The organism is Streptomyces gamaensis, assembly GCF_042656465.1.
Taxonomy (GTDB): domain Bacteria; phylum Actinomycetota; class Actinomycetes; order Streptomycetales; family Streptomycetaceae; genus Streptomyces; species Streptomyces gamaensis.
The window spans coordinates 269,217-281,808 of the sequence record NZ_JBHSPB010000002.1; the positions used below are offsets into that span (position 1 = coordinate 269,217).

Sequence of the window (12,592 nt, forward strand, 5' to 3'; positions counted from 1 at the left end):
CGGGGCGTTCCGGTCGCCCGGCCCGGCCCGGGAGCTCCGAGCGCCCGGGCACGGCCCGCCGGAGCCGAGCGGTCGGGCCGGTGGGTGGGCGGTGGGTGCCCCGAGCGGTAGGCCGGAGCCGGGCGGTTCGGGGCCGGTGCGGCGTGCGGGCACCCCAGGCATTGCCTGGCTGCCCGGTCGGCGGCGCTGTGGGCAGACGCCCCGTCACCGTCGGTACGTCCCGCCGCCCCCGGCCGGTACCCCTGTGCGTCGACGCCCCGTCACCACCCCCTACGTCCCGCCTCCGCCCCCGGCCGCACCCGGTCCAACGGCAGCCACAGCAGCAGGTCCCGGTGGGCGGCCGCCGCGTCCGGCGTCCGTAGGCGCGTCAACTCCCCGTCCGTCAGCGCCCGTCCGTACAGCCGCACATCCCGCAGATCCCCCGTCAGATACGCCCGCCCGTCCGGCCGTTGGCCCACATGCACCCCGAAGGTCGACGTGCGGCTGACCGTCCCCGGGACGTCGGGCACGGACGTGGAGGTGCCGTCCACGGTCAGGGTGATGCGGCCGCCGCCGCGCCGCAGTGCCACGTGGTGCCAACGGCCGTCGGCGTACGGTCCGTTGCCCGCCGTGGACGTGGCCGTGGCCGTACGGGCCGGGCCCGTGCCCTCGACGGCGGTCACCGTCCCCGAGAAGCCCCGGCGCGGCGCGCGCAGTACGGCCTTCGGGGCGCCCCCGGGCCCGCCCATCCACAGCAGCGGCTGCTCGCCGGGCTCCGGGCGGGCCCCGGGCCGCGAGCGGAACCACAGCGACGCCGTGAAGTCCCGGGTGCCCAGCGGAAGGCCCGTACGGAACGGCACCCGGACCGCCGCGTCCACACCGTCGAAGGCCAGCGCGCCACCGGACCGGCCGGCCACCCGCCGCACCCCGCCCAGCACCTCCGCGCCCCGTGTGCCGCGCGCGCCCGGCGCCAGGTCCGGCGTCGTGGGGCCGGGGCCGCGGCGCGGACGCCCCAGCCACTCCTCCGTGAAGCGCGCGAAGCGGATCTCCTCGCGCGCGTCCGCCCTCCCCGCCTCGAACAGCAGGCCCGCCGTGCCGGGGGCGAGGAGCGCGAGGTCCGAGTAGCCGGACCAGTCCGCGCTCACCCGGCGGCCGCGCTCGACGGGTTCCCAGGCGCGGCCCTGGTCGTAGGAGGACCGCAGCGTCATCGCGCGCCGCCGGTCCGGGTCGGCGGGGGAGGCGAACAGCCATCGGCCGGGCCGCAGTTGCAGCACGGACGCCTGCACCGTCGGCGCGTACAGGTCCGGCAGGGCCCGGAACGGCGCGGCGAAGCCCGCGCCGCCGTCACGGCTCACCGCCTCGTCGCGGTTGCCGAGGTCGGTGCCGTTCTGCTCACGGCCGTTGACATAGACGCTGCCGTCGCGCCGTTCGGCCAGGGCCAGTTCGGAGGGCATCTGACGGTACGTGCCGTCGGGCGCGACCGGAAAGGAGTCCACGGCGCCGAGCCGCCAGGTCGCCCCGCCGTCGTCACTGAGCGCGAGCGCCGCGTGGTTCGCGGCGGCCCGACTCCCTTGGCGGCTCTCGGCGTTGACGCCGACGAGCAGCCGGCCCCGGTGCGGACCGTGCGTCAGCTGGATGCCGTGGCCCGGCCCGGTCGCGTACCAGGAGTTCCAGGCGCGCGGCCGCAGCGCCGCCGTCAGCTCGCGCGGGCGCGACCAGCCGGCCCCGTCGTCGTCGCTGACCTGCGCGTACGGGGTGCGGTCGCAGGGCACCGCGCAGTTCGCGGCGTCGCGGCGGCCCGCGTTGCGTGTGGAGAGCAGCACGATCCGGCCCGTACGGCGGTCGACGACGGGGGCCGGGTTGCCGTGCGTGTCGCCCCGCCCGGCGTCCACGACCCGCAGCGGATCCCACGAACGGCCGCCGTCCGTCGAGCGTTTGACGACGATGTCGATGTCGGTGGCGTCCCCGCAGGTGCCGCGCCGGCCCTCGGCGAAGGCCAGCAGTGTGCCGCGCGGGGTGGCCGCCAGCGCGGGAATGCGGAAGCACGCGTAGCCGGAACCGGGTTCGTCCCCGGCCTTGAACAGCACCTGTTCCGCGAAGCCCGGCGCCTGCCGGGCCACGCCCGGCGGGGCGGACAGGACGAGCAGCAGGCCCGCGAGCACGGCGGAGCCGCCGCGCAGGAGCGCACGGCCGGCGGGAAGCCGGAAGGGGACGGCGGGGAGGAACGGCACCATGGACCGGCCCTTTCGCGTCGGGCGTCGAGGCGCGTCCGAAGGTAGGGGCCCGCGTGCCCGCCCCACAAGCTTCCCCGGCGCGCCGCGCGCCGAAGAGCGCCCACGCGTCACGCGACCCCCCCGCACCTCCCCGACGCGCCCCCGGCGCACGGCGTCACTCCGGTGTCACTCGTGTCCCACCCCGGCCCCACCCCGGCCCCACCCCGGTCCCACCCCGGTCCCACCCCGGTCTCACTCCAGGGCGATCCGGTGGTCCCCCGCGTACACGTTCATGGACGAGCCGCGCAGAAAGCCCACCAGGGTCATCCCCGCCTCCTCCGCGAGCTCCACCGCCAGCGAGGACGGCGCCGAGACCGCCGCGAGCACCGGGATGCCCGCCATCACCGCCTTCTGCACCAGCTCGAAGGACGCCCGCCCCGACACCAGCAGGATCGCCCCCGCGAGCGGCAGCCGCCCCTGCTGGAGCGCGCGCCCGACGAGCTTGTCGACCGCGTTGTGCCGCCCCACGTCCTCGCGCACGTCCAGCAGTTCGCCGTCGGCGGAGAACAGCGCGGCCGCGTGCAGCCCGCCCGTCCGGTCGAAGACCCGCTGCGCGGCGCGCAGCCGCTGCGGCAGCCCCGCCAGCAGCCGCGGCGTCAGCCGCAGCGGCACCGGCCCGTCCGAGACGGCGTGGCGGGCCGTCGTGCGCACCGCGTCCAGGCTCGCCTTGCCGCACAGCCCGCACGAGGACGTGGTGTAGACGTTGCGCTCCAGCGTGATGTCGGGGACGGGCACGCCGGGCGCGAGACGGACGTCGACCACGTTGTAGGTGTTGCCGCCGTCCTCCGTGGCGCCCGCGCAGTAGACGATGTTCGCCAGTTCCCCGGCGTCGGCGAGCACCCCCTCGCTGACCAGGAAGCCGGCCGCGAGCGCGAAGTCGTCGCCCGGGGTGCGCATGGTGACCGCCAGCGGCCTGCCGTCGAGCCGGATCTCCATCGGCTCCTCGGCCACCAGCGTGTCCGGGCGGGCGCCGGCCGCGCCGTCCCGGATGCGGATGACGCGGCGGCGTGCGGTGACCCGTCCCATGGCGAATTCCGTCCTGCTGCTCGAAAGTTCGGCTGACCTGGCCAATTGTCGTCGACGGGGCCGGGGCGCGGGCCATGGGGTGCCGACGGCCCGAGCACCGCGGCGCCGTCTGCGAAGTCCCGCCCGTGGGGCGTCACGCGTGACGCGCGCCTCATGTCCGGCGTCCCCGCCCCCAACTCCCTTCCCGGTGGCTACGGTTCAGTAGGTACGTGCTGTCCGACCCGCCCCGCGCAGAGAGCGGAGACCGAGACCATGGCACCCACCCCCCTGCTCCTCAAACCCGGAACCGAGTGGTCCGCCGCCTGGCAGCGCTGCCTGGCCGCCGCCCCCGAGGCGTTCCGCGACGACCGCGTCCTGAATCTGTGGGCCGGCACCTGGCACGCCGACGGCCGCCCCCTCGCCACCGTCACCCCCGTCGACGGCACCCCCGTCGCCGGCCCGCCCCGCCTGGACGCGGCCACCGCCCGGCAGGCCGTACGCGCCGCGCTCGACGCCCACCGCGTCTGGCGCGAGGTCCCGCAGGCCGGCCGCACCGCCCGCGTCGGCGCCGCCCTCGACGCGCTGGAGGCGCACCGCGAGCTCCTCGCCCTGCTCCTCGTGTGGGAGATCGGCAAGCCGTGGCGGCTCGCGCTGGCCGACGTGGACCGGGCCATCGACGGCGTCCGCTGGTACACCGCCGGCATCGACGCCATGCTCGACGGGCGCGTCCCGCTGACCGGGCCCGTCTCCAACATCGCCAGCTGGAACTACCCGATGAGCGTGCTCGTCCACGCGATGCTCGTCCAGGCCCTGGCAGGCAACGCCGTCGTCGCCAAGACGCCCACCGACGGCGGCCTGGCCGCGCTGACCCTCTCCGCCGCCCTCGTCGCCCGCGAGGGGGTGCCCGTCACGCTGGTCAGCGGCAGCGGCGGCGAGCTGTCCGAGGCCCTGGTGCGCGCGCCCGAGATCGGCTGCGTCTCCTTCGTCGGCGGCCGCGACACCGGCGCCCGTGTCGCGACCGCCGTCGCCGACCTCGGCAAACGGCACATCCTGGAACAGGAGGGCCTCAACACCTGGGGCGTGTGGAACTTCAGCGACTGGGGCGCGCTCGCGGCGCGGATCCGCGGCACCTTCGACTACGCGAAGCAGCGCTGCACCGCCTACCCGCGCTTCGTGGTGCAGCGTTCGGCCTTCGCCGACTTCCTCGCCTGCTACCTGCCGGCGGTACGGTCCGTACGCTTCGGCCACCCGCTGGCCGTCGCGGACCCCGGCGACGAGCCGCCCGCCCTCGACTTCGGCCCGCTGATCAACGCGGCCAAGGCCAAGGAACTCGGCGACCAGGTCGCCGAGGCCATCGGCCGGGGCGCCGTCCCGCTGCACCGGGGCTCGCTCGCCGACGGCCGTTTCCTGCCGGGGCAGGACACCGGCGCCTACCTGCCGCCCGTCACCCTGCTCGGGCCGCCGCCGTCCTCGCCCCTGCACCACGCCGAGCCCTTCGGGCCCGTCGACACCATCGTGCTCGTCGACACCGAGGCCGAGCTGCTGGCCGCGATGAACGCGAGCAACGGCGCCCTCGTGGCCACCCTCTCCTGCGACGACGCGGCCGCCTACGAGCGGCTCGCCCCGCAGATCCGCGCCTTCAAGACCGGCCACGGCAGGCCGCGTTCGCGCGGCGACCGCGAGGAGCTCTTCGGCGGCTTCGGCGCCTCCTGGCGCGGCGCGTTCGTCGGCGGCGAACTGCTGGTACGGGCGGTGACCCGGCCGGTGTCGGCCAGGGCGGCGCGCGCGGAGCGGCTGCCGGGGAACTTCCCCGACTACCACCTGATGCCGTAGCCGGGGGCGGGGCCGGCGCGGGGTGCGGCCCGGTCTCAGCCGATGCCCTGCCGGTCCGGCTCCAGCGCGAACGCGCGGTCGGCGCCCTCGGGGACCCTGCGCGTCACGGCCTCCGTCAGCAGCGCGCGATGCCGCTCCAGCGGCTCCCGCCGTTCCTCGGGCGCCAGGTGCCACAGGTCGTCGAGGCCGGCCACGAGCCGCCGCGTCACCTGCGGACTGCCGGTCGCGCAGCCGCGGATCTCGGTGAGGCCGAGGTCGACCAGGTCCGTCCAGCCCGGCAGGTCCTGCACCAGCCGCACCCGGCCCCGGCGGTCGCGGTGGTGCAGCGCGCCCAGCGGCCGGTGCGCGAGCGCCGCGAGGAACTGCACGATGCGGTCCAGGCACTGCACGGCCGTCGTCGGGTCGTTGACGGCCGGGGACAGGGCGCGCTGCGCGATGTCGGAGAGCTGCCGCAGCCCGAAGCCCAGATCCTGGTGGAAGGTGCGCTCCACCCCCACCGAGACCGTGTACCGCAGGGCCCGGCGCGGCGGGGCCGCCCCGCCGTGCACCGCGAGCACGGGCGTCCCCGGCACCACGTAGTCCCCGATCCGCGGGATCAGCCGCAGCACCACCCCGTGCCGCCGCGCCACCCGCACCAGCCGCGCGATGTGCACGTCCCGCAGCACCCCGGCCCGCCCGGTGTGCGCCACCTCCGCCCGGGCCGCCGGCAGCGCGGGCGGCTCCGGCTCGGCCGCCCCGTGCTTGTCCAGGACCCGGAACGACTCGCGGATGACCCGGTCGATGACGTGGCTGACCCGCATCAGCCGCAGCGTGGAGTTCACGTACGCCACGAACAGCGCCAGACTCACCAGCACCATCAGCACGCACAGGACGGCGGAGGCGAACGGCACCGTCGTCACGGTCCGGGGGTCGGTGTTCGCCTCGTACGCGGTCTGCACCAGCAGCGCGAACAGGAACGTGGCCAGGAACACGGCGAACGTGGCCTTCGTGATCCTGCTGCGCACGTACAGCCGCACCACGCGGGGCGAGAACTGGCCGCTGGCCATCTGCAGGGCCACGAGCGAGATCGAGAAGACCACGCCGATGAAGGTCAGCATCGCCGAGCCCACGGCCGTGATGATCGACTTCGCGTCGTCGGCGAGCGTGATCAGCGTGCCGATCGTGTCGTAGTCCCCTTCGGTGCGCAGCCACGCGATGAGCCACGCGTCGAAGTCCAGCGCGAGCGCCGCCAGCACGACGGCCCCCACCAGCCCCAGGCCGGGGGTGAACCAGAAGGTGTCCCGCAGGTGCTCGCGCAGCGGGGAGAGCGGCCGCGGCCGCGCCCGGACGGGGACCGGTCCGGGGGCCTGCGCTGCGAAGTGTCCGGGATTGCCCATGAACGGACCGTATGTGCCGGATGAACGGGCTGGTCAACGGCACTCCGAAACCTTGATAGAGTTGTCCATGTCGCCGCGGGGAACACCGTGGGAGACAGACACCTTGTCCGGGTGGCGGAATGGCAGACGCGCTAGCTTGAGGTGCTAGTGCCCTTTATCGGGCGTGGGGGTTCAAGTCCCCCCTCGGACACCAGCGGGAAGAACCCCAGCTCTGTGAGCTGGGGTTCTTTTGTTTATGGGAACACCGTGTCACTGTGTTCTGGCGCCGGGTCTCCCGTCGCAGCCCTTTTGCTGCACCGCTCAAGAGATCCACTGCACCATCGTTCAGCCGCTGAGCAAAGGGGCTCCTTCATGGCCAGACCCACCACACCACCCCTTGTCGACGAGCAGGCCGGCACCGCTCCCGCAGGTCGCGCTACGCGCGTAGCCGTGCTGGTCACCGCGCTGCTCACGGCCTGCGTCGCCTTCCAGCTCAACGCGAGCATGCTCAGCCCGGCGCTCAAGAGCATCGAGGACCAGCTGCACGCCAGCTCCGCGGAGATCGGGCTGACGCAGACCGCGTTCTTCACCTCGGCGGCTCTGTTCTCGCTGTTCCTGCCCCGGCTCGGGGACATCGTCGGGCGGCGCAAGGTGCTGGTCGGGATGATGGCGCTGATGGCCGTGGGGTGTGTGGTCGCGGCGCTGGCGACGAGCGTGCCCGTGCTGTTCGTGGGCCGTGTCATCCAGGGCGCGTCCGGGCCGACCGTGCCGCTGTGCCTGATCATGCTGCGGGTGGAGGTCACCGAGCCCAAGAAGTACGGCACCCTGCTCGGCGTGATCACCGCGGTGAACGGCGGCATCGCCGGCGTCGACTCCCTCGCGGGCGGCTACCTCGCCGACAACCACGGCTTCCAGGCCGTCTTCTGGGCCATGGGCGCCGTCGCGGTGATCGCCACGGCGCTGGTGGCGACCATGACCCCGGAGACCAGGGTCGCCGCCGCGACGCGGATGGACTGGCCGGGCGTCGCCCTGCTCGTCGTCTCCGTCGGGGCGCTGCTGATCGCCCTCAACGAGGCCGGGAAGCTCGCCGCCGCGAACTGGCCGCTGGTGGCCGGGCTCGTGGTGCTCGGGGCGCTGGCGTTCGCCCTGTTCTGGCGTGCCGAGGACCGCTCGTCCCACCCGCTGGTCGCCACCCGGCACCTGCGGCAGCGCGGGACCTGGGCGACCCTGCTGACGACCGTGCTCACCATGACCGGTGTGTTCGCCGTCATGAACGGACTCATCCCGGCGTTCGCGCAGGACGGGCAGGCGGGCCTGGGCATGTCCGCCGAGGCCTCGGCCTGGTGGACGCTCACCCCCTACGCGCTCGCGGGCCTGGCGATGGGCCCGGTCGCCGGGCGGCTCGCCGCGACCTTCGGCTACGGGCGGGTGCTGCGGCTCGGCCTGATCGGCTCCGTCGCCTCCGTGATCCTGATGATCGTCACGATCCCGGCGCACTCGAAGGTCCTGCTGCTGGTGATCTCGCTCCTGGTGGGCATCACCTACGCGGGCGTCGCCAACATCGTCCTCAACGGCCTGGGCATCGTGCTCTCGCCCAGCGAGAACCCGGGCTTCCTGCCGGGGCTCAACGCCGGTGCCTTCAACCTCGGCGCCGGGCTGAGCTTCGCGCTGCTGTACGCGGTGAAGACCGCGGCCCTGCCCGACGACCCGGCCTCGGCCACCGGCTACACCGCCGGCATGATCGCGGGCGTCGTCATCCTGGCGGCCGCGCTCGCGACCTCCTTCCTGATCCCGAAGCCGGTGGCGGCCGAGGCGCAGCACTGACATCCGGCACGGCCGGCACACCCGTGGCCCCGGGCGGAACACTCCGCCCGGGGCCACGGGCGTGTCCGGGCTACAGGTTCGCCGTCGCGATCCGCGCGTTGACCTTGATCGGGGCGCCGCCGTCGGGGTCGCCCTCGATCGGGTCGTTGTTGGGCACCGTGAACCGGTCGATCAGCCCGTTCTCGAAGAGCACGCACATGCTGGAGCCGCCGTAGCTGAACCACCCCAGCTCGGTGCCCTTCTCCACGCGCTTGCCCTGCAGGCCCTCCGCGAACCGGACCGAGGAGATCTCGGTGATGCCGATGGGCATCACGCAGACCTGCTTGCCGAAGTCGCTGTCGATGAAGACGAGTCCGCGGGTGTTGACCGACGCCTGGTAGCCCTGCGAGTACGTGCCGGCCGTCGGGTCGGGCCGGACGGTCTCGCTGAACATCAGGGCGGGTACGAGCTCCACGCGCGAGACGGTGCCGGCGACGGGGGAGCGCCAGCGGTGGTAGTCGGCCCCCGAGAGGAAGGACTGGAACACCCAGCCGCCGACGAAGGGCCGCGCGCGCTCACGGCCCCGCACCATGTCCGTCAGCGAGTACGACTGTGCCTTGAGCCAGAACCGGTCGTCGGGCGAGGTGACCTGTGCGTAGCGGTAGACCTTGCCGTCGTTGGGGGAGACGATCCCCTCCCGGGACGGGTCGACGGGCCGTTTGTCCGGCTTGATCTCGCGGTGGAAGAAGGCGTTGAAGCACTTGAACCCCCCGTACTCGTCGTGGGGGTCGGGAATGTCGAAGTCGTCGAGCCTGAATTCCCGCCAGGCGTCCCGGGACAGCCAGCCGGTGTCCTTGTCGAGAACCGTTCTGCTGGCGGGCGAGTCGAGGTGGTCGCACCATTCCTTGAGGATGTCGCGGAGCGCGTTGTTGAATTCCGTCAGCCGGAAGGCGACTTCACCGGCCTCCGTCTCCATCATGTGCACGAACAGGGCCGACATCGGGAAGAAGTTCCGCTTTCCCTTGGGCGCGTACTGCGGGGCGTGCCGTCCGATGTGGTCGAGGCAGGCGAGAAGCTGGGGAATGTCCGCGGGGCCCGCGCAGTTCACGGGCACCTGCTCGATCATCTCGGTCACGTACTGCCGGACGGTCCCGTCGCGCTGGATCAGCGCGTCGAGTCTCTTGACCGCCGTGCTCCAGTCCTGTGTGGAGTCGGCGGCCGTCCGTACGAGGCCGGCCAGCCACTCCTCGACCGCCTCGCGGTCCTCCGGCAGATACCCGGCCAGCCGTCCGAAGGACCGCTGGTAGCGGGCCTCCAGTACGGCCTGGGGGATCGCGTCGCTCATGCGGTGCTTCCCTTCGCGTCGCCCGGCACTCCCGTCGTCCGGTCCGTGGACGCGAACCTACGCCGTCCCATGCCGCTGGCATATCGCCCGAAACGGTTGTCCCCGGTGCCGGTTCCGGCGCCGGGACCGGATCGGGTGACGGACACCGGGCCGGGCGGTCAGGCGCCCGTACGGATCACGAGCCGTTCCGGGCCGTGGAAGACCAAGTCGTCGGCGTAGCACACGGTTTCGTCCGGGTCGAGGCGCAGTCCGGGCAGCCCGCGCAGCAGCTCGGTCAGGCCGAGTTCCGCCTCGGCGCGGGCGAGCGGGGCGCCCAGGCAGTAGTGCGGGCCCAGGCCGAAGCCGGTGTGCCGGGCCGCGTCGCGGCGCAGGTCCAGCCGGTCCGGGTCGGTGAAGCGGCGCGGATCGCGGTTGGCCGAGCCCAGCACGAGCACGATCCTCGCGCCCCGGCGCACGCGCCGGCCGCCCAGTTCGGTATCCGCCCCCGCCAGCCTGCTGATCATCTGGACCGGGGAGTCGTAGCGGACGAGTTCGTCCACCGTCCCCTGCGGCAGCGCCGGTCCCGCTCGTAGCAGGGCGAGTTCCCCGGGGTGGCCGAGCAGCGCCAGCAGCCCCTTGGCCAGCAGGTTCGTCGTCGTCTCGTGACCGGCCGTCAGCAGGTGTACGCAACTGCCCACCAGCACGTCGTCGTTGAGGTCCTCCTCGCGGGCGCAGCGCAGCAGCCGCCCGATCAGATCCGTGCCCGGGCCGCGCCCCGGTGCGCGCCGCCGGTGGAGTTCGGCCCGGAAGTAGGCGTCCAGGTCGCGGGCGGCCGCGTCCGCGAGCGCGTACGCCTCCGGCCGGCGGGCGGTGCGCGAGCCGGTGGCCAGTTGCAGGTCCAGGGCGCGCGAGCGGAACCAGCCCCGGTCCTCCGCCGGTACGCCCAGCAGCTCGCCGATGACGAGCAGGGGCAGGGGCGCGGCGAAGTGGGTGACGAGGTCCACGCGCTCCTTCTCGCCCATGGCGGCGACGAGTCCGGCCGCCAGCCGCCGGATGCGCGGCCGCAGCGTGTCGACCACGGGCGGGGTGAAGCTCCCGGCGAGCAGCGCGCGCACCCGCGTGTGCTCGGGCGGGTCCAGGAACACCAGCCAGTGCGCGGTGGTACGCCGCAGGTGCGCGCAGCTCTCGGGGATCCGGGCGGGCGGGCCGCCGCGCACGTACCGCCGGTCGGTCAGCACGCGCACGACGTCCTCGTGCCGGAAGACGTACCAGGCGCCGTCCGCGCCCCGGTGCACGGGGTCGGCCTCCCGGTAGCGCCGGTAGCAGGGGTACGGGTCCGCCGGCGGCACGTCGGCCGTACGGAACGGGCCCGGCGGCCGCGTGCTCACCGGGCTCCCCGCAGCCGGTCCGCCAAGGTCCCGGCGTCGAAGGGGAGTTCGCCGCCGCGCCAGGCGACGTGCCCGTCGGGGCGCACCAGCACGTACGGGCGCCCGTAGCAGGCGGCCACCCGCCGGTCCGGGCAGCGGGTCGTGGTCAGCGGGACGTGCCGCCGCGCGAACGCCGCCGTGAACGCGGTCAGCCGCACGGACTCCGTGAAGCGCAGCAGATGGAAGGCGGGCCCGAACAGATCGAGCGTCGAGGTGCCGTCGGCCAGCCACACGTGCGGGGCGCGGCCGCCGGGCAGCGCCTCGCCGCGCCACGCGTCCCTGCCGCGCGGGCGCCGGTCGTCGGCGGCCGGCCCGGGGTTCCTCTCCGGGGCGTCGGGCACGACCAGCGGCGAGGTGTAGCGGTGGCCGAAGTGCACGTCGGGGCAGTCGAATTCACGCCGCACCTCGCTGCCGGACAGCTGCTCGGCCAGTTCGGCGCGGGCCTGCTTCCCCTCGGCCGAGTCCAGCAGGAGCGCGGCGGGCAGCTCGCGGCGCAGCGTCCGCACCAGATGCGTCCTCGCCACTTCCAGGCCGGCCTCGGCGACCGGGCGGCGCTCGGTGTCGTAGCTGTCGAGCAGCCCGGGCCCGGCCCAGCCCGCGACGGTGCCGGCGAGCTTCCAGCCCAGGTCGGCGGCGTCGGCGAGGCCGATGTCCAGGCCGAGGCCGCCGGAGGGGGACAGGGTGTGCGCGGCGTCGCCGCACAGCAGCACCCGGCCGGCGCGGTAGGCCGAGGCGACCCGGTGGGTGAGATGCCACACGTGCTCGGAGAGTGTCTCCAGCGGGGTGTCGAGCGCGACGGCCGCGCGGACCAGCGCTCCGGCGTCGAGGCCCTGCGCGCCGTCCGCCGGGACCAGCAGCCGGTACAGCTCCCGGCCGTCCAGGGCCCGCAGCGGGAAGCGCAGCGCGGGCGGCCGGGTCAGGAAGTACAGCAGGGCGGCGCGCGGCCCGAGTTGCTCCCGCAGCCGGGGCGCCCGGAAGACGATGTCGCGCAGGACCCGCGTGGTGTACCGGTCCGGGGCCTTGATGCCGGCGGCCTCGCGGACGGCCGACGACGAGCCGTCACAGCCCGCCAAGTACTGCGCGTCGACGGTCAGTTCACCGCCGTCACCGAGGTCGGTGGCTGTCACCGTGACCCCGTCGGCGTGCTCGGTGAAGGCGTCGAAGCGGCACAGCCGGCGCAGCGGCCCGCCGGGGTGCGTGCCGACGGCCTCCGCGAGCAGCGGCAGCAGGACGTCCTGCGGGCAGATGTGGCCGGGTTCGGGGGTCCACGGCTGCGCCGGCCGCTCGTCGCAGGTGCCCAGCCGCAGCCGGTGGATCTCGTGCCCGCCGAGCGCGGTCACCCACGCGACGTCGAGCGGATGGTCCCCGGGCCACCCCGCGGCGCGGACCCGGCCCGCGAGTCCCCAGCGGCGCAGCAGTTCCATCGACCGGGGGCCGACGGTGGCGGTCCTGGGACGGGTGACCGTTCCGTCGGACGCCTCCAGCACCAGCGTGCGCACCCCCCGCCGCCCCAGGTCGCGGGCGAGGGCGAGCCCCACCGGCCCGCCGCCGGCCACCACCACGTCCGTCTCCAGCCGTGCTCCGGCCATGACG

8 protein-coding genes and 1 tRNA gene are annotated in these 12,592 nt (G+C 74.5%); 3 read left to right on the forward strand and 6 right to left on the reverse strand.

Annotated features, from left to right (window positions below; all coding sequences use genetic code 11):
* Positions 1–260: 260 nt before the first annotated feature.
* Positions 261–2,213 (reverse strand): exo-alpha-sialidase, encoded by a 1,953-nt coding sequence (locus ACFP1Z_RS03890; RefSeq protein WP_390314406.1) that lies wholly within the window; start codon positions 2,211–2,213, stop codon positions 261–263.
* A 231-nt stretch (positions 2,214–2,444) separates the two neighbouring features.
* Positions 2,445–3,278 (reverse strand): formate dehydrogenase accessory sulfurtransferase FdhD, encoded by an 834-nt coding sequence (gene fdhD, locus ACFP1Z_RS03895; RefSeq protein ID WP_390314408.1) that lies wholly within the window; start codon positions 3,276–3,278, stop codon positions 2,445–2,447.
* A 252-nt stretch (positions 3,279–3,530) separates the two neighbouring features.
* Here fdhD and ACFP1Z_RS03900 point away from each other — a divergent pair, with 252 nt between their 5' ends.
* Positions 3,531–5,090 carry an aldehyde dehydrogenase family protein gene (locus ACFP1Z_RS03900; protein ID WP_390314410.1) on the forward strand — a complete coding sequence of 520 codons (1,560 nt, stop codon included), beginning with the start codon at positions 3,531–3,533 and terminating at the stop codon, positions 5,088–5,090.
* A gap of 35 nt (positions 5,091–5,125) precedes the next feature.
* On the opposite strand, the gene ACFP1Z_RS03905 is transcribed toward ACFP1Z_RS03900, so the two are convergent.
* Positions 5,126–6,466 (reverse strand): DUF2254 domain-containing protein, encoded by a 1,341-nt coding sequence (locus ACFP1Z_RS03905; RefSeq protein WP_390314412.1) that lies wholly within the window; start codon positions 6,464–6,466, stop codon positions 5,126–5,128.
* 105 nt (positions 6,467–6,571) lie between these two features.
* Here ACFP1Z_RS03905 and ACFP1Z_RS03910 point away from each other — a divergent pair.
* Positions 6,572–6,659 (forward strand) — tRNA-Leu (locus ACFP1Z_RS03910).
* Positions 6,660–6,817: 158 nt separating this feature from the next.
* Positions 6,818–8,269, forward strand: coding sequence for a uridine transporter UriT (gene uriT, locus ACFP1Z_RS03915; RefSeq protein ID WP_390314414.1), 1,452 nt, complete (start codon positions 6,818–6,820; stop codon positions 8,267–8,269).
* 70 nt (positions 8,270–8,339) lie between these two features.
* Here uriT and ACFP1Z_RS03920 read toward each other — a convergent pair whose 3' ends face one another.
* From ACFP1Z_RS03920 to ACFP1Z_RS03930, 3 genes are all read right to left on the reverse strand, one after another.
* A complete protein-coding gene (locus ACFP1Z_RS03920; protein ID WP_390314416.1) occupies positions 8,340–9,593 on the reverse strand; it encodes a phophatidylserine decarboxylase associated domain-containing protein in 1,254 nt (417 codons plus the stop codon).
* Positions 9,594–9,751: 158 nt separating this feature from the next.
* Positions 9,752–10,960 carry a cytochrome P450 gene (locus tag ACFP1Z_RS03925; protein ID WP_390314418.1) on the reverse strand — a complete coding sequence of 403 codons (1,209 nt, stop codon included), beginning with the start codon at positions 10,958–10,960 and terminating at the stop codon, positions 9,752–9,754.
* Positions 10,957–12,588 (reverse strand): FAD-dependent monooxygenase, encoded by a 1,632-nt coding sequence (locus tag ACFP1Z_RS03930; RefSeq protein ID WP_390314420.1) that lies wholly within the window; start codon positions 12,586–12,588, stop codon positions 10,957–10,959. The genes ACFP1Z_RS03925 and ACFP1Z_RS03930 overlap by 4 nt, the downstream gene beginning before the upstream one ends.
* Between the last annotated feature and the right edge of the window lie 4 nt (positions 12,589–12,592).

What these genes read in the sequence shown, in the direction of transcription:
- ACFP1Z_RS03890 (WP_390314406.1), bottom strand. Translation starts at nt 2,213, where the DNA reads ATGGTGCCGTTCCTCCCCGCCGTCCCCTTCCGGCTTCCCGCCGGCCGT.
- fdhD (WP_390314408.1), bottom strand. Translation starts at nt 3,278, where the DNA reads ATGGGACGGGTCACCGCACGCCGCCGCGTCATCCGCATCCGGGACGGC.
- ACFP1Z_RS03900 (WP_390314410.1), top strand. Translation starts at nt 3,531, where the DNA reads ATGGCACCCACCCCCCTGCTCCTCAAACCCGGAACCGAGTGGTCCGCC.
- ACFP1Z_RS03905 (WP_390314412.1), bottom strand. Translation starts at nt 6,466, where the DNA reads ATGGGCAATCCCGGACACTTCGCAGCGCAGGCCCCCGGACCGGTCCCC.
- uriT (WP_390314414.1), top strand. Translation starts at nt 6,818, where the DNA reads ATGGCCAGACCCACCACACCACCCCTTGTCGACGAGCAGGCCGGCACC.
- ACFP1Z_RS03920 (WP_390314416.1), bottom strand. Translation starts at nt 9,593, where the DNA reads ATGAGCGACGCGATCCCCCAGGCCGTACTGGAGGCCCGCTACCAGCGG.
- ACFP1Z_RS03930 (WP_390314420.1), bottom strand. Translation starts at nt 12,588, where the DNA reads ATGGCCGGAGCACGGCTGGAGACGGACGTGGTGGTGGCCGGCGGCGGG.